Origin of the sequence: Streptomyces sp. NBC_01549 (assembly GCF_026339955.1) — a bacterium.
Classification (GTDB): Bacteria; Actinomycetota; Actinomycetes; order Streptomycetales; family Streptomycetaceae; genus Streptomyces.
The window spans coordinates 791,324-811,546 of the sequence record NZ_JAPEPW010000001.1; the positions used below are offsets into that span (position 1 = coordinate 791,324).

General features: G+C 68.0%; 18 protein-coding genes. 12 read left to right on the forward strand and 6 right to left on the reverse strand.

Annotated elements, in window-relative coordinates:
* Positions 1-122: 122 nt before the first annotated feature.
* The 5 genes from OG819_RS03290 to OG819_RS03310 all read left to right on the forward strand — a co-directional run bounded on the left by OG819_RS03290 (position 123) and on the right by OG819_RS03310 (position 4,767).
* The gene (locus tag OG819_RS03290) at positions 123-509 is read left to right on the forward strand and encodes a hypothetical protein (RefSeq protein WP_266647920.1); all 387 of its coding nucleotides are present in this window, start codon (positions 123-125) and stop codon (positions 507-509) included.
* 109 nt (positions 510-618) lie between these two features.
* Positions 619-933 (forward strand): DUF397 domain-containing protein, encoded by a 315-nt coding sequence (locus OG819_RS03295; RefSeq protein WP_266647922.1) that lies wholly within the window; start codon positions 619-621, stop codon positions 931-933.
* Positions 934-1,030: 97 nt separating this feature from the next.
* Positions 1,031-2,977: an ATP-binding protein gene (locus OG819_RS03300; protein ID WP_266647923.1), complete on the forward strand. Its 1,947-nt coding sequence runs from the start codon at positions 1,031-1,033 to the stop codon at positions 2,975-2,977.
* Between the two features lie 51 nt (positions 2,978-3,028).
* Positions 3,029-4,357, forward strand: coding sequence for an SUKH-4 family immunity protein (locus OG819_RS03305; protein ID WP_266647924.1), 1,329 nt, complete (start codon positions 3,029-3,031; stop codon positions 4,355-4,357).
* Between the two features lie 104 nt (positions 4,358-4,461).
* Positions 4,462-4,767: a hypothetical protein gene (locus OG819_RS03310; protein WP_266629316.1), complete on the forward strand. Its 306-nt coding sequence runs from the start codon at positions 4,462-4,464 to the stop codon at positions 4,765-4,767.
* 49 nt (positions 4,768-4,816) lie between these two features.
* Here the strand turns inward: OG819_RS03310 and OG819_RS03315 are convergent, their stop codons facing one another.
* On the reverse strand, positions 4,817-5,245 hold the full coding sequence (locus OG819_RS03315; RefSeq protein WP_266647926.1) for a hypothetical protein: 429 nt from the start codon (positions 5,243-5,245) through the stop codon (positions 4,817-4,819).
* Between the two features lie 124 nt (positions 5,246-5,369).
* Here OG819_RS03315 and OG819_RS03320 point away from each other — a divergent pair, with 124 nt between their 5' ends.
* The 5 genes from OG819_RS03320 to OG819_RS03340 all read left to right on the forward strand — a co-directional run bounded on the left by OG819_RS03320 (position 5,370) and on the right by OG819_RS03340 (position 15,891).
* Entirely contained in the window at positions 5,370-6,026 is a 657-nt protein-coding gene (locus tag OG819_RS03320; RefSeq protein WP_266647927.1) for a hypothetical protein, read from the forward strand.
* 574 nt (positions 6,027-6,600) lie between these two features.
* Entirely contained in the window at positions 6,601-11,610 is a 5,010-nt protein-coding gene (locus OG819_RS03325; protein WP_266652555.1) for a toxin glutamine deamidase domain-containing protein, read from the forward strand.
* A gap of 114 nt (positions 11,611-11,724) precedes the next feature.
* On the forward strand, positions 11,725-13,803 hold the full coding sequence (locus tag OG819_RS03330; protein ID WP_266647929.1) for an SUKH-4 family immunity protein: 2,079 nt from the start codon (positions 11,725-11,727) through the stop codon (positions 13,801-13,803).
* A 169-nt stretch (positions 13,804-13,972) separates the two neighbouring features.
* Complete coding sequence (locus tag OG819_RS03335) at positions 13,973-15,271, forward strand: ISAs1 family transposase (protein WP_266647931.1); 1,299 nt, start codon at positions 13,973-13,975, stop codon at positions 15,269-15,271.
* Between the two features lie 47 nt (positions 15,272-15,318).
* Positions 15,319-15,891 (forward strand): hypothetical protein, encoded by a 573-nt coding sequence (locus OG819_RS03340; protein ID WP_266647933.1) that lies wholly within the window; start codon positions 15,319-15,321, stop codon positions 15,889-15,891.
* Positions 15,892-15,897: 6 nt separating this feature from the next.
* On the opposite strand, the gene OG819_RS03345 is transcribed toward OG819_RS03340, so the two are convergent.
* The 4 genes from OG819_RS03345 to OG819_RS03360 all read right to left on the reverse strand — a co-directional run bounded on the left by OG819_RS03345 (position 15,898) and on the right by OG819_RS03360 (position 17,682).
* Entirely contained in the window at positions 15,898-16,485 is a 588-nt protein-coding gene (locus OG819_RS03345) for a hypothetical protein (RefSeq protein ID WP_266629290.1), read from the reverse strand.
* A gap of 258 nt (positions 16,486-16,743) precedes the next feature.
* On the reverse strand, positions 16,744-17,142 hold the full coding sequence (locus tag OG819_RS03350) for a hypothetical protein (protein ID WP_266647935.1): 399 nt from the start codon (positions 17,140-17,142) through the stop codon (positions 16,744-16,746).
* Complete coding sequence (locus OG819_RS03355) at positions 17,139-17,438, reverse strand: hypothetical protein (protein WP_266629286.1); 300 nt, start codon at positions 17,436-17,438, stop codon at positions 17,139-17,141. The genes OG819_RS03350 and OG819_RS03355 overlap by 4 nt, the downstream gene beginning before the upstream one ends.
* Before the next feature lie 4 nt (positions 17,439-17,442).
* Positions 17,443-17,682, reverse strand: coding sequence for a hypothetical protein (locus OG819_RS03360; RefSeq protein WP_266629284.1), 240 nt, complete (start codon positions 17,680-17,682; stop codon positions 17,443-17,445).
* A 212-nt stretch (positions 17,683-17,894) separates the two neighbouring features.
* Here OG819_RS03360 and OG819_RS03365 point away from each other — a divergent pair, with 212 nt between their 5' ends.
* Positions 17,895-18,764: a helix-turn-helix transcriptional regulator gene (locus OG819_RS03365; protein WP_266647936.1), complete on the forward strand. Its 870-nt coding sequence runs from the start codon at positions 17,895-17,897 to the stop codon at positions 18,762-18,764.
* A complete protein-coding gene (locus tag OG819_RS03370) occupies positions 18,764-18,985 on the forward strand; it encodes a DUF397 domain-containing protein (RefSeq protein ID WP_266647938.1) in 222 nt (73 codons plus the stop codon). The genes OG819_RS03365 and OG819_RS03370 overlap by 1 nt, the downstream gene beginning before the upstream one ends.
* Positions 18,986-19,399: 414 nt before the next feature.
* Here the strand turns inward: OG819_RS03370 and OG819_RS03375 are convergent, their stop codons facing one another.
* Positions 19,400-19,864, reverse strand: coding sequence for a hypothetical protein (locus tag OG819_RS03375; RefSeq protein ID WP_266647940.1), 465 nt, complete (start codon positions 19,862-19,864; stop codon positions 19,400-19,402).
* Positions 19,865-20,223: the final 359 nt, after the last annotated feature.

The window sequence follows — 20,223 nt, forward strand, 5'->3', positions numbered from 1 at the left end:
TGTACCCGTACGCGAGGGGCGGCACCCATGTGGGTGCCGCCCCTCGCGTACGGGTACACCGCTAAAGTGGCGTTGCGACAGGAAAAGGCCAGCCACGGGGGGCAGTTGTGTCGTCGGACTTCATGAACTCCGATCCCAAGGTCCTCAAGGACGAGGGCTACAACATGTTCACGGTCGGCCAGGACTTCGCCAAGGCCGCGAAGAGACTGCAGCAAGGACTGACCCAGCTCGAGGGCGGCAGCGGTGACACTCCGCCGTGGGGTGACGACGACATCGGCGAGAAGTTCGGCGTCGTCTACGAGGGCCTGCGCGACGGCGTGTACCAGTCGATGAACAGCCTGGCGGAGCGGCTCGCGGGGATGGGGATCGCCTTCACCAGGATGGGCGTGGCGCACGAGCAGAACGAGGCCAACGAGGAAGCCATCTGGCAGAAGACGACCGCCGAGTACGACGGTCAGGTGGAGATCCCGACAGGCGTGCACCATGAGCGTCGTCGGCAGGATCCCTGACCCGAGTCCGTGGACTGTGGGTGACCCAGCCCTTCCGCAGCGTGAGCGCCACCCGCGCAAGTAGGGTGAGCCGCATACTTCGTTCGCACGTCAGGAGAGGCTCAGCAGCATGACCGAGGCACGGGACAACGGGGTCGAGACTCAGGCCGAGGACGTCAAGGCGCGCAAGGAACGGGAGAAGGACGAGCTGTATGCCCTCGACATCTCGGGGGTCGAGTGGCACAGCGCGCCCGGTACCGAGGAGCACGAGGAGCGAGTCGAGATCGCGTACCTGCCCGACGGCGCGGTGGCCATGCGGTCGTCCCTCGATCCCGGCACCGTGCTGCGGTACACCGAAGCGGAGTGGCGGGCGTTCGTACTCGGGGCGCGGGACGGGGAGTTCGACCTGGAGCCTGCGCCGCACAATGGTGGCGTCACGCCCTAGTACCAGGGGGGCGGGCTCCGCCTCGGTCACCCTCCGCTCGGCACCTAGGATCAGGGTCGTACGCGAAGGCATCCGCGATGGCGGAGGACGGGGACCCATGACCGGCTCGACCGAGGACTACGCACCGCATCCCCACATAGGCGGCCGGGCCGCCGCGCTGCGCGCGCTCGCCGCGTGGCACGGGGCCGTGCCCGGCGCTCCGCGCGTGGTCGTGCTCACCGGCAGCTCCGGCAGCGGACGTTCGCGGCTGCTCACCGGGTTCCTGATGCTGTGCGAGCCGGAGTTCCGCAAGCGACTGCCGCTGGACGAGATGGATCCGTCGACGGTGCCGCCGGAGCTGCCGGCCCCGGCGGTGCCGGCCCCTGACGGGTTGACCGCGGCCCAGGTCCTGTGGCTCCTCGCCGACCACTACGAGCTGAACGCCACCAGCACCGAGGACGTGTACGCCGAACTGGCCGCGCTCGACGAGCCGGTGACCGTCGTCGTACCGGACGTCGACCGCGCCGGTCCGGTGCGGGCCGCGGGCGAGCCCACACGGCTCGTACGGGAGGTGCTCGCCCCCCTGGCCGCCACAGAGACGGTCCGGCTCCTGGCCGAGGTGCCGCGCCCCTTGGCCGCCGAGCTGGCCGCAGACCTGCCGCCCGGCACCGCGCAGATCATCGATCTCGACGCACCGGAGTGGGCCGACCCCGAGGGCCTGGTACGGCACGCCCAGGCGGCGCTGAACCCGGAGTTCGGGGCACCCGAGCTGCCGTTCACCGTCGATCCCGCCGCCCGCCTCGCCCTGGGAGCGGCGATCGGCCGCCGGGCCGGGACCAGCCCGCTGGTCGTCCAACTCGCCGTCCACTGCATCCTGATGGCTCCCGAGGGCTTCGACCCGGCCGACGAGAGCCAGCTGCCGACGTCCGTGGGCGAGGCCCTCGACCTGCACGCCAGACGGCTCGGCTCCGACCCGCAGACGCTACGGCTGATACTGGCACCACTCGCCCTGGCCGAGGCCGACGGCATACCGGCCCACCTGTGGGCGCGACTGGCGAGCGCGGTCGCCGGACAGGACATGAGCCGGGCCGTCGCGGGCGGGATGCTGCTCGCCGGGCCGTTCGTGCAGCCCGAAGAGCAGCCGGCAGAGGAGGCGGGGCAGGAGGACGGCACGCGTACGCTCCTCCGGCTGCTCCACCCGGCCCTCGGCGACGAGATCCGCGCCGGCCTGCCGAACATCCGCGCCGCCCAGACGCAGATCGCGATGGCGCTGCTGGAGACCGTGCCGGAGCAGGACTGGAGCAAGGCCGACCCCTACGTACGCGACCACATCGCGGGCCACACCCTGGAAGCCGGCCTGCTGCCCCAACTCCTCACGGACCCAGCGCTGTTCGTACACGCCGACCCGGTACCGCTACGAGCCGCCATCGAAGCCGTCCCGACCGAGGAACTCGGCGCACCGGCCCGTACCTACCTGCGTACCGCACCCCTGCTGACCCGCACCCAGGCACCCGCCGTGCTGCGCGCCGCCCTCCTGGAGACCGCGTTCGCCGAGGACGGCCTGCCCGACTATGCCTACGCCGTGCACCATCGGCTCGGCCTCGATATGCCCTGGCAAACCCTGTGGAGCCTGCCCGTCCCCGGCATCAGCGCCGTGACCGTCGGCAGCCTGCCCCGTCCCGAGGGGCCGACCATCCCGGTCGCCGTTCTCGTCGTGCCCGCGGACACGCCTGGCGCGCATCCGGTCGGCGAGCCTGAGGATGCGGCCCGTTCCGCGGTACTCGTCCACGGCCTCGTAGGAGCGGACGACCTCGGCGACACCGACCCCGGGCTGGTCCTTCGCCCCTCTGAGGAAGAGCGGGCCGCCGCCCCGCTCGGCCTGAGCCGCGGCGCCGACTACCTGCGCGTCTGGGACCGGGCGAGCGAGGAAGTCGTGGCCGCGCTGATCTCCGACATCCCCTTCACCGCCGCCGACCTCTCCCCCGACGGCATCCTCCTCCTCGCCACCGAGCGCGGGGCCAAGGCCCTCCGCATCCGCCCGACGGACCCGGCGATAGCCTCGTAGCAACACCCCGTCCCCCACACGTTCGACCAGCCATCCCGAAGGAGCCTCCCCGTGACCACCCAGGAGCAGGCGCTCGCCCTCGCCGACCGTTGGCTCAACCCGGAAGGCTCGGCGGAGCCGCGCCGCGAGGTCCGGATGCAGGAGTTCGACCTGGGCTGGGTCGTGTGGGCCGCGTCCTCGGCACCCGAGCGCGATCCGATGACCGGGGAGCGTCGGCCACCTGCCGAGATCGACAACGCGTGCGGGGTCGTGAACCGCCGTACCGGCGAGCTGACGGTCTGGCCGTCGGTGCCGGTCGACGAGGTCGTACGGATGTACCGGCAGAAGCACGGCGGCGACGCCCAGGGCGGAGGTTCTTCGCAAGGAGCCCGTCCGGTCACCGGCCCCGGCAACACCGCCGTCTTCACCTACGTCGACCCGGCACGCGGCGAGGAGACCACCCTCTTCCGCAACTCCGGCCCGGGCCTGCCTCCCGCCGAGTACCAGGCGTGGGCCGAGCTGCAGCGGATGAACGTACCCGTCGGCAATGTCGTCGCCGTCCATACCGACCTGCGTCCCAGCCTGCTCCCCGGCGGCTACACCGCCGAACTCCTCAACACCTTCCCCAACGCCCAGCTCTCCTGCTCGCAGACCTATGGAGCCCTTCCCGAGGAGCGCGCGGAAGGCATCGCGGCGCTGGTCGAGCAGGTCGAGACGATGCACCGGATCGCCGGCCAGCAGCCGCCGCCCCGCCCGCACCGCAGCCCCGTTCCCGCCCAGGTGACGCCCGCGGAGCCGATGCGTGACGTGGCCCTCGGCCGCCACCTCGTCGAGGTCTTCGGCCAGGACGGCGTACGCCGCTACGACGCCGACGACATCGCCGACAGCCCGCTGCCCGAGACCACCAAGTCCACGCTCACCTGGGCGGGTCTCCCCGCCGGCCTTCCCCTCTTCTTCACCGCCGACCGGCCCGACGCCCCTCCGGCCGGCGGCCTGTTCACCGACGTCACCACGAATCTGCGCGAACGCCGCAGCCCCGCCGGCGAAGAGAAGATCGGCGCCCTGGCGCACCTGGTCCGGGTCGGCTTCGACGGGGTCGCGGTCATCGCGGTGCAGTGCCTGCCCGGTACGACGGAACCGGACGGCCTCGGCGCGGTCTGGGCCGTGGACCCGGTCACCGCCGCGGCCCGCTATGTCAACGTCTCGGCGGCCGCCTTCGCCCGCTCCCTGGCTCTGCTCGCCACAACACGGCAGCGGATGCAGGGTCTTGACCCGGTCGCGGCCGGCGCGGAAGTCGCGGCGCTGCAGGAGCAGTTGGTGGCCGACGATGCCTCCGCCTTGGCGCATGCGGACACCTGGTGGTCGCTGATCGTCGAGCAGATGTGGCACGGGTTGTTCTGATCGGTCCTGCGGAGATCCCCACGGGGGAACCCCCGCTGAGAAAACCCTCACTGAGAGAACCCTCGCTGAGTGAACATCCGCTGAGAAAACAAGGAGAACAACCCGTGACGTCGGACAACCCGGCAGCGCCGACCACCTCCGAGCAGGCCCTCGCCATCGTCCGCGGCCGGTATGCACAGCCCAAGCTGCCGGACGGCACCCCCGCCGAGCTGCGCATCGAGGAATTCGACATCGGGTACCTGGTGTACGCGGTATTCCCGCCGGTCACAGATGCCGCCGGCCGGCCTCAGCCCGCTCCGCCCGGCGGCAGCAAGATCGTGGTCTCCAAGGAGACCGGCGAGACCGTCACCGTCCCCAACTACCCGACCGAGGCGGCCATCGCGCTGTACCGCAGGCAGCGCCAGGCATGACACGTACGGCGTGATCCGTGATCCGTGATCCGTGATCCGTGATCCGTGATCAGTACAGCGAGAACCCGCCGCTGTGCCGCCCTTGGTTCTGCTTCCCGGACTGCGAGTCCCCGCCCTCCGGCCGCCTCGGCTCGGACGGCCCGGAGGAGGGGTTTCCGCTCGCCCCCGCCTCCTCGTGCCCGATCTGCTCACGCTCCTCCTCGGAGAGCGCGTCCCACTGACCCCGCAGGGAGGCCATGCCTCCGCCCAGGGCGCGTGCCACCGCAGGGTCGTCCAGCGCGTCGCGCAGGGCGAGTCGGCCGGAGAGCAGCCTCTTCGCCGCGTCCTCCATGTCCTTGCCGACGGCGTCGGTCTCGGACAGCTTGCGCAGGGCCGAGTTGAGCGAACGTATCTGCCCCGGTTCGAGCGCCTCGTCCAGTACACCGCGGTCCGGTGAAGAACCGTGCGGGTTCGGTGAGTTCTCGGGTTGCCTGGTCATGTGGCTTCTCCTCGCTGCCCCTCGCCGTCTCGGACATCCGCAGTATCTCCCGTCACGTACGGATGCCATGCTGACTCCCCACTGTCCGAAGAAACTGTCCGAAGAAGAGAAGGACCGCATTGTCATGGCTCGAACGCAAGGCATAGGAAAAGGCACAGGAACCGACCGTTCCGCCGCCGGCCTCGTCGGAAGAGCCTTCGGCCGCCTCGGGCGCGCCGGTGGCCTGGTCTTCCTCCTCGCGGGCCTCGCCCTGAGCGGATGGGGCGCGTACGAAGGGGCGTACGCGGCGGGATGGGCGGGCACGCACGGCACTCTGACGGTGAAGCAGTGCGAACTGAACTCCTCGCTCAACACCTCACGCAGCAGCCGCAAGAAGCGCCTCAACGTCCGTTGCGAGGGCACGTTCGCGTCCGAGGACGGCAAGAGCACGGACGCCAATGCCGCGGTGCAGGTGAGGTACAAGTACGCGCAGGGCACCGAACTGTCCGTACAGCAGGCTGGCGCGCCTACGACGGACACCTCCACGGACGGCGACTACACGCAGACCGACAAGCCCCGGGGCTGGCGCTTCTTCGCCGGCTTCTTCGGCGGCTGGGTCCTCACCGGCCTCGGCGTCTTCTGCCTCGCCACGGGTTACGCACCGTTCGGCCAGAGCCGCATCTCGTACGACGAGGCCTGGGAGGCGGCGGGACGGGGGGTGACGCGCCCGATCCTGATCGGGATGCTCGGGGTGGGTGTCGTCGGAGCCGGGGTGTCGTTCCTGGTCAGCTACTTCGTCTGATCGTCCGCGGTGGCGACCCGGCTGGCCACGGAGGGTAGCCTGCACCGGTCAACTTCGCGTTGATCTCCTATTCGTTCAGTCAACTGCGAGGTTTCTCAGGCATGTCGAGGCCTCCATCGCAGTGCCGCCCGAATCAACCGCCGTACGGGTAACCGCAACAGCCGTACGGGCAACGGCCTTACGGCCAACCGCAGCAACCGTATGGGCAGCCACAGCGGCCGCATGCACAGCCGCAGCAGCCGTACGGATACCCGCAACAGCCATAGCCGTAGCCGCCGCGCGTCCCTCAACGTCCTTAGCCGGGGAGTCTGTTGCGGTTCGTGAAGGCCGCCGTCGTCGGGCCGACCCGACGCTAGAGACACCGGGAGCGCACTCGGGGCCGTACGTCGTGAACGGTCTCGTCTCTTGCGGCAACCATCAGGACCTGCAACGGATTTGTGACAGCAATCCCCTGAAGTCGCCTGCGGGTGAGTCCGTAAACTTTGCGGACGGCTGTACTCCTGTGCGTATTCCCTTGACCGGTGAGGGAGTTGTACGGCCGAGTTGTCTGACGGGGGTGCTTTCTGCTGTGTCGATGATGCTGCCGGACGAGCTCGAATGGGTTCTCGAGATGCTCGGCTACAACTGGCCGACGGCAGACGAGGACAAGCTCAGAGACTCCGCCGCTCTGTGGCGGAAGTTCGGCGACGACGTCACCGCGCTGCACGAGGCGGCGAACGCCAGCGCCCGCCAGGTGACCGCCCACAACGCCGGCGACTCGATCGACGCGTTCACCAAGACCTACGCCAAGTTCGACGGCGGAGGCGGCTCCGACGGCTACCTGGCGAACGCCGCCCAGGCTGCCCACATCATCGCGAACGTGTTGGAGGCCTGCGCCTACCTCGTCGAGTTCGCCAAATGGGCGGTGATCGCCCAGCTGATCGCCCTGGCCATCGAAATCTTCGCCGCCCAGGCCGCCGCGCCCTTCACCTTCGGCCTGTCCGAGGTCGGCGCGCTGGGTGCGACCCAGGCCACCCGGCTGATCGTGCGCCGCCTCCTCGACGAGCTCAAGGAGGCCATCCTGGAGGCGATCGTCGAGGCGATGAAGGAACCCGCCGTCTCCGCGATCGAGGCGATCATCACCGACCTGATCCGGCAGACGGTGAACGTCGGCTTCGGCGCCCAGCAGGGCTACGACCTCGCCACGACCGTCAAGGCCGGCAAAGACGGCGCCTGGGATGCCATCAAGCAGACCCCGCAGACCCTCGCCGAGGGTGTGCGCGACAGTCTGGGCGCCAAGGCCGGCAGCCGTGCTCACCATGCCATCGACAGTCGTATCGATGGTTATGACGGGGCGTCGGGAGCGTCGGGGGCTGATGGCGGGGACGGCTCGGGGGACGGTGACGGGGGTTCCAACTCGTCCGATGGTGACGGGGGTTCCAACTCGTCCGATGGTGACGGGGGTTCCAACTCGTCCGATGGTGACGGGGGTTCGGACTCGTCCTCCCGCTCCTCCTCCGACTCCAACTCCAACGGCTCTGACTCGTCGGGGTCTGACTCGTCGGGGTCTGACTCCTCGGCGTCGACGCGTTCGGGCAGCGGCGCGGGCACGAACATAGGTGGCGGTATATCCGCGGACACCGGCGGCAGTGGTGTCGGCGGGCCGGATGTGGGTGCGGGGCCGGGCTCCGACTCCGGGGCCGGGTCCGACTCCGGGTCGGGGTCTGGGCAGAATCCTTCCGCCTCGGACACGTCGACCTCGATGCCGACACCGTCGCTGTCAGGTCCGACGCTGTCGGACTTCGACGACCCCACGCCCAGCGGAACGTCGCCCGGTGCTGCGGACTCCAACGGTTCGTCCGGCCCTTCCCACTCCGGCGGCGGCTCCTCCGTGTCCGGCCTCTCGTCGCCGAGCACCCAGTCCGCACCCAGCCACGCATCACCCGCCGCTACGTCGTCCTCGCCAGGCGGCGGCACGATCGGCACCTCGATCGACAGCCTGGCCGCCAGCGCCCCTACCCAGACCAACGCGTCGCCCACACCGACGACGAGCGACCCGTCCCCTGCGGGTACCGGGGGCCGTGCGGATGGCGGCTCGGCCATACCGACGTCGCCCGTGGCGCCGCCCACCGCGGGTGGCGGGGCCAGCTCGCACCACGGCGGGAGTACGTCCGGCAGTACCCCGTCCGGCACGAGCCCGACCAGCCCGAGCCCCAACTCGGGCGCGGCGAGGACCCCTTCCGCCAATACACCAGGCATTCCCTCCCCTACGGGAACCGGACCTGCCTCCACCCCGAGCCCCACGTCTCCCACAACGACGCCACGGAGCACTCCGTCCCCGACGTCGGACGGCCGCGTTCCCGGTACGGCGGACGGTCGCACCCCTGGCACGCCGGACGGCCGAATACCGACCCAGCGCACCCCCGGGAGCACGACGCCGGGCGACGGTACGACACCGCGGAACACACCCGGTACGACGCCGGGCGACCGTACACCGCCCCGCAACACGACGCCCGGCGACGGCACTACCCCCCGCAACACCCCCGGGAACACGACCCCGGGCGACCGCACCGCGCCCCGCAACACCGCGGACCCGACCGGCGGCACCCGGACCCACACCCCGGGCCAGAACCCGAGTACCACCACCCCGAACCAGAACCCGGCCCGGTCGACTCCCCCCAGGACCGCATCTTCGTCCACGAGCACCCCGACGACGACGCCCTCCACCTCGACCGGCACCGGATCTGAGCGCACCTCGACACCGAGTAGCCGCACCCCCAGCTCCTCGACACCGAGCAGCGGCACCCCCAACTCCTCAAACCAGCCCGGCCCCGCCAGCAGCCCCACCACCCAGGGCACACCCGGCACAGGCGGCACCCAGAACCAGCCGGGCACCGGCTCCACTCCCGCCAGGCCTCCCCAGCAGCCCGCGGGCAGCACGCCCAACGCCCCGCAGCAGCCGGCCGCGCAGTCCAACACCCCGCCCAACGATCCGCAGCAACAGCAGCATCAGCAAGTCACGGCGGTCCCGGTCCACACCGTCGTACGCACCCCGGGTTCCTCGACGCCGGCGTCGCACCACACCCCGACCACGCCGCAACCGCCGGGCTCGCCCCAGACCGACCCCGGCACCCCCACCGACCAGCAACACCCCCAGCAGGACAGCCTGCAGGACATCCGCGACGACCTCGACCACTACCCCGGCGGCCTGACCGAACCCGACCCCACCGACCAGCAGGCACTGGCCGACGCCGTCCCGCACAACGAAGACGGCACCCCGGAACGCTTCCCCGACCCCTTCGGCTCCTGGTCACAACTCCAGAACGACGGCGGCAACACCGTCCCCGGACGCAGCAACAACTGCGCCGACTGCTCCCGCTCCTTCCTGGAAACCTGGTACGGAAACCCCCAGGTCTCAGCCCCCCGCACCCCCGACACCGACGAACACGGCAACCCCGACCCCTTCGCCCCCGAGAACAACGCGAACGAGAACCAGATCCGCTGGACAGGCGCCGCACACACCTACGCCGGCCCCGGCAACAACCCCGAGACCGCCAACAACATCACGTCGGTCCTCCAGCAATCCGGCCCCGGCTCAGCCGCCATCGTCCAGGTCGACTGGCCCGGCGGAGGCGGCCACGCCTTCAACGTCGTCAACCACAACGGCAACATCGTCTGGATCGACACCCAGAGCGGCGAGGTCAGCAACACTCCCCTCCACATCGACAACGCCGCACACGTCTGGCACATACCGCTGGACGCCGACCGGAACCCGATCGACACCACCCAGCCAGACGCCCAGGACACCGAGCACTCCGAGCACTCCGAGCAGGGGACGGACGAGACGTCCCAGCAGGATACGGAAGCACCCCAAGACGGCAGTGACACTCCCCAAGAGGACACGGACAACTCACAAGAGGGCAACGAGGACCAGAACTCCGTCGCGACGGATCCGTCAGGTGAGGACTCGGACAGCGCTCCCGGCCAGGACTCTGCTGACCCGAACCCCAGAACCACTGCAGGCGAACCATCGGTCGCCGACGCCGACAGCAGCATCGAGGAAGGCACGCCCCACGTCGACTCACCGCAGTCCGATGCGGCCTCAACAGGTCGGTCATCCGACGCCGCACCTGCGTCCGGCCCCGGCCCCACTCACTCCGACAGCCAGAGCGAGCACGGGACCACCAACGACCGAGACACGCCTCATCCACAGGATGACGTGTCGGCATCGGACAACAGCCTCCGAACCGACGGGACCAACGGGCTGGACCCCGACACCACCACCCCGGGCCCTGGGCAGAACGCACCGTCTCCAGCCGACCGTTCCGATAACGCTGACACTCGCACGGCCACGAGCAATGCCGTTCCTTCGCCCCCCCATACATCCCCGAGCGACCATTCGATCAGTGGGAGCCCGGACCGGCCGAATCAAGGCAACACCCCGCCAACGGGCCGGCACACCACGCCCGGCCAGACACCATCCACCCCAAGCAGCCCAGATCGCCGAGCCCCCGCAGAACCTGCGGGCACATCGCAAGACCCGAACGGCGACACGAATGGCGAAGATCCTCACCCTAAGGATGATCCAGCTCGCAACAACCACCCGCGCCTTTCGGAACCCGAGAGCGACACCTCGACGCATTACGGCATGGCACCGATGGAGCATCAGGCGGAGCTGCGTCGGACGAACGACGTCCGGCAGGTGGATCTGGACCCGGTTCACCACCATCTCAACGACTGGCTTACCCCTGTCCCCAACGAGGGCGGCAGCGGCACGCGCATCCCACTCGTCGACGCCCTGCAGACATGCAGTCCGCCACGGCCTGATGATCCCGACCACAAGCCGACCGTCCTGCGGCACGAAGATCTGGCCAGGATCCTCCCGGGCTTCGCCGACATGCACCCCGGCGAGCGCGGGGCGGTGGTCGCGTCACTGGCGCGCTTGAGCCTCAACTTCCACGCGTCCCACGCCGTGGGCGCAAGTCCGGAGCCGACAGACGGCTATGCGTCGCACGGAGCGAACGCACACGAAAAAGCAGGCTGGAATGCCAGCCACCGTGACGATCAGGAACTCAAGCAAGCAATCGAGAAGGAATTCGGAAGGTCAGGAATTGCGGGTGCGCTAAGAAGCTCAGGCGATCATCACCCAGATTTTACGGGAAGGAACTATGCAACTGTCGAGGTGTACGATCCAGTCAGCAAAAATATAAGCTATGTAGTGGACAGTTCATACCCGAACCCCGGCGGCGGAGAAAAAGGAAAGCACTCGGAACGAAATATCCTCGACTACTTGACGGAGGTCAACCAGGGCCGAGGAGAGGGGGAAGCATACCAAGCCCTCAGTATGTATTCCGACCGGGAACCATGCGGGCACGGACAAGGGTATGCAAACTGCGCGAATCTACTGACCGAAGAGATGCGCGGCGTCGATGTATTCTACGGGACTGGGTATCGAAAGAATGCAGAAGTCGTCGACCCGACAGCACTCCCGGGAGGGACCTACAAGAAACAATTCGACAAAGACCTTGCGGCGAATATAGCGGCACTCGGTAAGATATGGGTCCGCACTATGTCGGAAGGCGGATTGCGGGACCTCGAAGCATAACGAAACCAGCAAAGAAAGTTATTCACGATGCACGGTCAGAGCAGCTCACACGAAATCACGACTCAGATTCGTTCGTGGGCGAGCGACCCTTCTGCCAAATATGGTCACCTGTTCGTGAACGGCCCCTCCGCCGCCGGAAAAACGGAGGTCCTCCAGAATATCGCCGAGACCACTCCGGATACATCCCTCCTCAATGCCGCAGGCCTCTCCACCGAGGAGGTGATGGACAACCTGATGCAGATCCTCGGCGTCGCGTACGGGGACTACAGAGACGCCGACGTCCTCATCGACGACGTCAGGGACCAGCGTCTGAGTCATATCGTCCTCGTGACCAATACACAGTGGGCTGGGCGAACTCGCAGTACCACCGAACCACGACGTATCGCGGACCTTCTCGCACGGGGCATCGGCAGTCCATACATGAAAACCGGCGTCAAAGTCATCCTTGAAGTCGACAGCAGTGTCCACCCCCTCAGCACTTGGATCCGGTCCCCCCTCACACTGCCGCCTCGCCCTGACGCTGTCCGACTTGATGTTCGCTCCCTGAGCGTCGGCCACCGCACTGCCGTCCGGGCGCTCGCCCTGGCCGAACCCCGCAGTCTGCGTTTCGAGGAGTGGGCCACGCTCTGCTCCGTCCTCGGCGCCGAGTGCGGCGTGTCAGAACTCCAGGCGATCGCCGACGAATTGGAATGCGTGTCGGTTGATGACAGCAGCGATCTGCCCGTAGCGCTGACTCACGAGTCCAACGCGTATGCGCTACGGAGCGAGGTCCCCACCGGAGAGTTCCGCGCTTTTCACCATGCCGTCGTGGACCGCCTGTTCGCGTGCGGCGATGACGATCCACTCACGGACTATCTGGCTCGGGCGTTGCCGGCCCATGCCGCTGCGGCGGGCCGCTTCGAAGAGCTCCTCTCCGCCCCACGCACACTCACCCGGTGCGCGCATCCCGCCTTGGTGGAAGCGCTGGCCGTCGCATTTCCGGACGGCATCCCCGCGGGCACCTTCGCAGCGGACCTGCATTACCTCGACAAACTTGGCGTAGCACCGTCCTCCCATGCCGAATGGCTGTCCATCTTGCACCTGTTGGCACTGAGCCAAGGCGATCCGGAGCGTGCGCACACGCTGACAGAATCCGCCGACCCCCTGCCATGGCGGACCGTCTGGACCAACTGGCGGGCGCCCGGTCGCCTCCGCAGCTGCGGTCCCCACATCGACGCCATTGACGGTCTGCGGGCCGACGCCGCCGACTCCACGGTGACCAGCCTCAGTGAGAACGGCGAGGAGCAGACCTGGCACGCGGTCACCGGGCAACTCGCCGAGCCCGGCAGCCGACGCCGCAACGTGGAGGCGCCGGCCGACAGCCGCTCTCCGCAGACCGCCGTCTGGCGGGCGGAGCCGTCCTGGAACATCGTGCGCCTCCAACTCACCGCTGATCCGTCCGTGTCCCGCGTGGTGCAGGCACCCAAGATCCAGTCTGCCGCTTGTGTCGGCGATTTCGTCGTGCTGGGCGGGGACCGTGGTCTCTACGCCATCGAACCCAACCCCCACCAAACGGAAAGCAACCCCTTGCGTCCGCTGCCCGCAGTCGGCCCCCGCGGGAAGATCACGCCACGTCCCTTCGACGAAGCGGCCTGTCGCCCCACCCGGGCCCGCCTACGCGACATCTTCAACGCGCAGACAGCCCCCACACTGACCGATGAGCAGCTGCCCTCTGGCCTGACACACGAACCAACCCGCCGTTTCCTCAACGAGATCGGCTTCCCAGCCATCTCCGACTTCTACAGCCTCGACACCCACCATCTCCTCGAGACCGGCCTCGTGGAGCACACCTGGGAAGGCACCAAGGAGTTCGAAACACCCGTAGGTGACGGTCCGTTCTACGAATTGGGCACCTGGATCGGCGGCACCCTTCTCCTCGACGGACCCACCGGCCGCGTACTACGCCAGTCACAGCCAGGTGCGGTCGACGACAGGGAGCCCGGCGCCCCGCTGGCCGGCTCCTCCCTCGCCTCGTTCGTCGCGATGGTGTGCCTGCAGTGGGAGTACATGCTCGCTTACACCACGTCGGGCGGGCTCGACAGCGCGGACCTGCTGGCCGAGCTCACCGCCTGGCTGTCCGGCCTCGACCCCGCCGCGGCAGCCACCAGGAACTGGGGGCACGTCCTGGACTCCGACAATTTCTCCTATCTGTGAGCCCATTCCAGCCTACGAACCCGGATTGAGGGCACGGCCCCGGCGTAGTTGATCTTTGATGGGTTTTGGGTCGTTTGCCCAGGGGGAGGGGTGCGAGTTGCCAGACGAGCGCGGCCTCTGATGATCTTTCAGGTTCCTACGCCAGAAGATCGTCTCAGGAGCCGCGCTCGTGTCCGCATCCTCCCTGATCAGCCCTGTCCTTGGCCAGCTCACCGATCTCGCGCTGTGGGAGGCCGAGCTCGCCGCCGACCCTGTGGCAGTGGAATCCGCGCTGGTCAGCAGGTTGCGGCAGGCCCCTGACCGGCGTGCGGAGCGTGGGCGGCGGCATCCCCTGGTGGTGATCCTGGTGCTGGCCGCGTGCGCGACGCTGGTGGTCGGTGGTGACTCCATGACCGCGATCTGGCAGTGGTCCGCCCGCGCCCCGCAGGTCAAACTGGCCCGCCTCGGCGCCCGGTACGACCCGCTGGCCGGCCAGTACCTTGTGCCCAGCGAGCGCACCTTCCGCCGCGTGCTCGCCGACCTGGATGCCGACGTGCTGGACGCGGCGACCTGCGCATACGTCACCGACGTCGCGACCGGAAAGGCACCGACGCCCGAGGTCCCGGACACCCCGGGGCCCATCGAGCGCGAACAGCGCCGCGCCGCCCAGCGGGCCGTGGAACACCCGGCGCCGGCCGGGCTGCTGCCCGCTGCGGCTCTCGACGGCAAGGCCCTGACCGGCGCCCGCACCGAATCGGGGCGGGTCTTCCTGGTCGGGGCGGTCGACCACGCCAGCGGCGCGGTCCTCGGCCAGAGGCAGGTTCCGGACAAGCGCGGCGAGGGCGAGGCGGCCCGCATGCTGCTGGCCCAACTCGCCTTGTCCGGCCGGGTGTTCACCCTGGACGCCCTGCACACCACGAAGAAGACCGCCCACCTGATCACGGACCGGCTCGACGCCCACTACGTCCTGATCCTGAAGGGGAACCAGCCGCTGGCCCGCGCCGCCGCCCAGGCGCTGCTGGCCGGTACCGACGCCGAGTGGACCGAGACCACCGAGGCCGAGGACGACCGTGGGCACGGGCGCACCGAGCGTCGCACGATCCGCACCGCCCAAGCCGACGACGCCCTCTTCCCCGGCGCGGGACAGGTCTTCCGCCTGCGCCGTGACACCGGCGGCCTCGACGGAACCTGGACCGGGAAGGAGATCGTCTTCGGCGTCACCAGCCTGCCCGCCCACCTCGCAGGCCCCGCTCACCTCAACCACTACGAGAGGGTCCACTGGTCCATAGAAAACAAGATCCACTGGGTGCGGGACGTCACCTTCCATGAGGACAACTCCCAGGTCAGGACCGGCACCGCACCCCGAGCACTGGCCAGCTTCCGCAACCTGGGCATCAGCACGCTCCGCCTGGCCGGACGAGCCAACATCGCCCACGCCCGCCGCGATCTCCTCAACCACAACGACGCCTTCGCCGTCTACGGCATCTGATCAACTACCACGAAGCCGGACACAACCGAACAACGCCGGGGCCGTGTTTGGAAGAGGCCATCGCATGGTTCACCGGCGACTGGGAGTCATACGTCAAATGCGGCGAGATGTGGGCCAACACGGGAAAGTTCGCCAAGGACATAGCCACGAATCTGAAGGCCGGAAACAGGGAGCTGGATGCGACTTGGAACGGCAACGCGGCCGATTCCGCCTATGTCTACTTTGACGAGTTGGCGAGGAAGATCGACTCCCTGGACGAGAACTTGAAGGAGCTTCAGGGCGCTTACAACGATGTCGGCCTTGCTGTGGCCAGAGGTGCAGACCTCGTCAAGGGCTTGCTCGAGCAGCTGGCGGATGAGGCAATCATCGCGGAGGTCGAGCTCACGGCGGGCACGCTGCTGGCCGAGACAGGTGTGGGTGCCGTCGTGGGCTATGCGGCTGCCGCTCTCGAAATCGCTGAAATGATCAAGACATGGGGGCGTATGACCGAAGCCTACAGCGCTGCCCAGGAAGCTGTGGATGTGTCGACGGCCGCTGCTGGATTGGTGGTCGGCAGTCTCAGCGTCGCCCTGAAGAGCTTTCCCGAGCCGGGGAAGAGCTACGACAACCCCGCGGTGTAGCCGCTGTTAGTTCAGGAGCCAGGCCGACAGCGTCAGGAGGAGACAGACGCCAGAACCGGCGAGGCCCCCGCGGACGAGCCACTTGCGCACCATGCCTACGCGGGTACCAGATACCGCCCGGGTGATCATGGCTACCTGCATACCGCTGCGGGGGAACATGCCTGTGACAGCGAATGACATGCCGAACGCCACCACGAGCCAGCCGAGGAAGAACATCGCGATCCACCGTGTCGTCTCGCCAAAGCCGACTTTCACGTACCCGTTGCCAGCCTGCTGCACGGAAACCTTGCTACCCGGCTTCACCTCCGCCCGGATGCTCGCCTGGTCATCGATGATCTTGCCGTTGTCGGACCGGAAGGTCCCTCCGCACACCTTGGTGTCGCTGGAGTTGCGGCTACCTTGTTCGACCCAGCAGCGCTCCACGGCCAGAGTGCCGTGGGTGCCGGCGAGGCCGGCCGCGTGGGCCGCGTTGTAGAGGCCGAACCCGAAAGTCACCAGGGCGAGAACGAAGAACAGCCCCCCGAGAGCGCGGCCCATGATGCTGGGCCGGGGCAGTGCTGCGGTCGGTGCGAGCGGCGTCAGTTCTGGCTGCACCACTACACTCCCTCGCCCATACCGCACGTCTCAACTAGCGCACGGTCCTGCCTCAAACCGTCCCCCGGCCTCGACTCCACACGTGTGCCGACCTTGTCGCACTCCTTCATACTGCCCAAGTAAAGCAGCACGACGACCGCAATCCGCACCCGGAGGTGGTCCCTCGTCCTGGAGCTGGAGTTCGGTTTCGGACAGACCTGCTGACATCGGCTGGTCCGGTGGCACAGAGCCCGCTTGGGCCTCGACCTGCCCCGCAACTCAGCTTTGCGGGCCCCCACAGTCTGCGGGTGCGGCAGCAGTACGGGCGGGCGGCGGCTTGGCGGGCTGTCGGAGTCGTGCGCCTCGGCTTTCCGCGATGAGGAGGGTGTCACCGAGAGCCTGGGCGAGTTGTTCGGCGAGGTCTCGGACCTGGGCATCGGGGGCAGCGGGTATGGCGAGTACTTCCCAGGCCCGTTCGTGGAGCCGTTCTGCGAGGCCGAGTTGTACGGTCTCCACGCGGTCGGCGATCCGGGAGAGCGTGCCGTCACCGGCGCCGTCCTCGATGAGGTAGCAGCGCTGGCCGAGGGAGCCGGTCCAGGGGAGTAGGCGGGCGCGGGGATCGGACTTCTCGGGGAGGTCTCCCCCTCCTCCCGGCCCATCCGTTTCCGACCAGGTCATCCGCCGACCTCCACTCCGTGGATACGGCGAGTGCCGACGTCGATGTCGTACGTCGCCAGCCAGAGAGCTCGGCGCCGGGCGCGCTGCTCACTGGTGAGTACGTAGGGGCGAACAGGTGGGGTGGCGCAGCCGTCGAGGGGCGCGTCGGTGGCGTAGGGGCCAGGTGCTCTGCGGAGCGCAGGCCTCGGTTCCCGGCGGTGTACGGGGGCGAGCGGCGTGTGTCCGGCGCGGTGACGGCCACGCGGGGCGAAGAGGACGGCAAGCGCGTCGAGGGCGCGGAGGATCTGGTTGATCATTGCGTCAACTCACGTCGCCGTCAGTGGTCTTGGAGTGGCGCTCGCAGTCGGCGCAGATCTGTACGGCCCAGCCGAGCCGGCCTCCATCGGGGTGCTGTGTGTACGCGTGACCGCAGGGCTCGAGCCCTTGTCCTCCGCCGCAGCGGACGCACGCCAGGCCGTAGAGGCGGCGCCAGGACTCGTAGGGGAGGCGGAGGGGGTCGTGGGTGCCGGTGCGGAGATCGGAGGGTTCTCGGGTCGTCATGCTCGACTCCAGGCGGTTCCAGGCGTGAGAAGTGAAGCCACGCAGGGTTGCTTCGTGGTCGCTGTGAGTAGCGCGCCTCTGGAGTATGGCACTGTTCATCTCGCCATGTGAATCTCATGACGAACTTCTCTGAGTGCTCGCGTGCGCTCTGCTGACGTTGAAGGCACTCGTCGCGACCGGGACAATGGCGTGACCTGGACATAGGGAAGGGCGTGACAGTGGGGCCCACAACTCGCCGCCGCCAACTGGGAGCTGAGCTTCGCAGGCTGCGCGATCGCAAGGGAATGACGTTGGAGGCTGCTGGGCAGGCCGTCGGCGTCTCGCGTGCCACGGTGAATCGCTACGAGTCCAACAAGGGGCCCGTCAAGTGGATCGTGGTGGAAGGCCTGTGCCGTGCTTACGACGCGACGGATGATGAACGTGAAGCGATCGTCGCTCTGGCCAAGTCAGCCAAGGTGCAAGGCTGGTGGCAGGGATACAGCGACGCGATCCACGAATGGATCACGCCATTTCTGACACTCGAGGACGAAGCTGTTGAGGAGTGTCACTGGGCCAATGCGTACGTGCCCGGCCTGCTCCAGACCCGCGCGTACGCCACCGCCGTCATCAGGGCCATCGAGGCCAGGGCCGACGAAGACACCATTCAGCGGATGGTGGACGTACGAATGAAGCGGCAGGAGGTACTGAAGCGGGAGACGCCACCGCATGTCTGGGCGATCGTCGATGAGGCGGTTGTGCGTCGCTGTGTCGGAGGGCCTGCCGTGATGGCCGAGCAGCTTCAGCACTTGCGCACGAGCAGTTTGACCCCGCATGTGACGTTGCAGGTACTCCCGTTCGATGCCGGAGCATATGCAGCTGAGAGCACGGGTTTCATCATCATCCGAGGTCCGGAGCCATCACTCGATGTAGTACACATGAGTAATCTCAGTGGCGCCCTGTACCTGGAGAAGGAAGCCGAGTTGGAGCGGCATAAGGTGGTGTTCGAGTACCTGCGATCGCAGGCGCTGAGCAGCAGCGACACCACGCGGCTGCTCGAAAGTCTGGTCACGGAATTCACGGAGCGCGCAGGTAGGGAGTCATGATGGCTGCACCTGGCAGAGACATAGGTGACCGTCTCTGGGTCAAGTCCTCGTACAGCGGCGGGGCCGGCAGCGATTGTGTCGAGGTGGACTTCGGAGCCGGCGAGACGGTCGGGGTGCGTGACTCGAAGGTGGTCCCGGGGCCCCTCCTGGCTGTTAGTGGTGAGGCGTTTGCCGTCTTCCTCGGCGGAGTCAAGCACGGCCAGATGGATCGTACGACCTGACCGCCCACGTCGTGCACGTACCCAGGGGCCGCACCTGGGAATCGCCGGGTGCGGCCCCTGCGTAAGCGCCTTGAGGGCTCCGGCCCCGAGCACGTCAGCACAATCCGTGCGCGCGACGCCAGGGTCTGGGCCCGCTCCGCGCTGTCGTAGAGCGCCCCCTGCCTGCCGAGGGTGATCGTGCCGCCCTGCATGAACTGCCTTGGCAGGTAATCGACGTTGTGGGCGCTCCGGAAGACCGCGAGCACACCGCAGCCGGCCAGGGGCGGCACGAAAAATCCCGCGAAGGTGTCCAGGCGGATGATGAGCACACCAACGTCTCGCTGCGGTGCGCAGTATCCGGCGCAGTCGCCGCGGCGGATCGCCCGCCAGCCTTCCACCCAGCTCTACAAGCAGCGCAACGCGGCGAACGCCGCTTCAACCGCTTGAGGCGTTGGCCTTACGCGCCGCCGTCTCACTGGACACTTCCATGAGCTCGCCACCGCCCGGCACAGCCAGGACACCGAATCCTCGCGTCCTGGCGCCGCCCGCCTGCCAGACCTTGCCGGCGTACCAGGCACCCTGCTCCAGCCCCTGGGGCCAGCGACGCCGGTGGAGCGGACTCCGCGCGGACATGAGACCGGTCAGCTCTTCACCTTCGCTGTAGCGCAGTTGGAGCGGAACGCCCATGACGTCCTTGACGCCAGAAGGCTTGTGCGCTTCAGGGATGAACTGCCACGGGTGCTCTTCGAGAACGCGACGGATGCGCTTCAGGGAGGCCATTACGTCGCGGCGTAGATAGAGAAGAATTAGATAAACGAACGACACCAGGACGATCGCTCCGGCAAACCGCTCTTTCTCGATCTCGCTTGAGGCATTCCCACTCAACACAAAGTACGCCACCCAGGACAGGCCATACGGGAGGTGCCAGATCCAGCGCCCCCTCTTCGCTTTGCGTCGCGCCTTCTCCCATGCCGCCCGGGTCTCGGGGTGATCGAATGCACATTTAGCCAGAGGCATCGGTACGGTGACTCTGCCTCGCTCGGTTGACGCGCCGAGTTCATCCAAGGGAAGACCCCCACCACTCTCTTCCACAGAATCTCCTCCAGTACGGCACGAAAACTCACGAGGCATCGACTTCGCGCCACCCAGGCCTCCGGAGGCGCACCGTCCGAGCGCGATCGACACACCACTCTACTCATATATAGGCTGCTGCCCGGCCGGTCGGCGCCAGGCAAGCCCGCACGCCCGGAATGCCCGGA

Coding starts and splice junctions, on each gene's coding strand:
- OG819_RS03290 (WP_266647920.1), top strand. CDS start 123: ATGAACTCCGATCCCAAGGTCCTCAAGGACGAGGGCTACAACATGTTC.
- OG819_RS03295 (WP_266647922.1), top strand. CDS start 619: ATGACCGAGGCACGGGACAACGGGGTCGAGACTCAGGCCGAGGACGTC.
- OG819_RS03300 (WP_266647923.1), top strand. CDS start 1,031: ATGACCGGCTCGACCGAGGACTACGCACCGCATCCCCACATAGGCGGC.
- OG819_RS03315 (WP_266647926.1), bottom strand. CDS start 5,245: ATGACCAGGCAACCCGAGAACTCACCGAACCCGCACGGTTCTTCACCG.
- OG819_RS03320 (WP_266647927.1), top strand. CDS start 5,370: ATGGCTCGAACGCAAGGCATAGGAAAAGGCACAGGAACCGACCGTTCC.
- OG819_RS03325 (WP_266652555.1), top strand. CDS start 6,601: ATGATGCTGCCGGACGAGCTCGAATGGGTTCTCGAGATGCTCGGCTAC.
- OG819_RS03350 (WP_266647935.1), bottom strand. CDS start 17,142: ATGACCTGGTCGGAAACGGATGGGCCGGGAGGAGGGGGAGACCTCCCC.
- OG819_RS03355 (WP_266629286.1), bottom strand. CDS start 17,438: ATGATCAACCAGATCCTCCGCGCCCTCGACGCGCTTGCCGTCCTCTTC.
- OG819_RS03360 (WP_266629284.1), bottom strand. CDS start 17,682: ATGACGACCCGAGAACCCTCCGATCTCCGCACCGGCACCCACGACCCC.
- OG819_RS03370 (WP_266647938.1), top strand. CDS start 18,764: ATGGCTGCACCTGGCAGAGACATAGGTGACCGTCTCTGGGTCAAGTCC.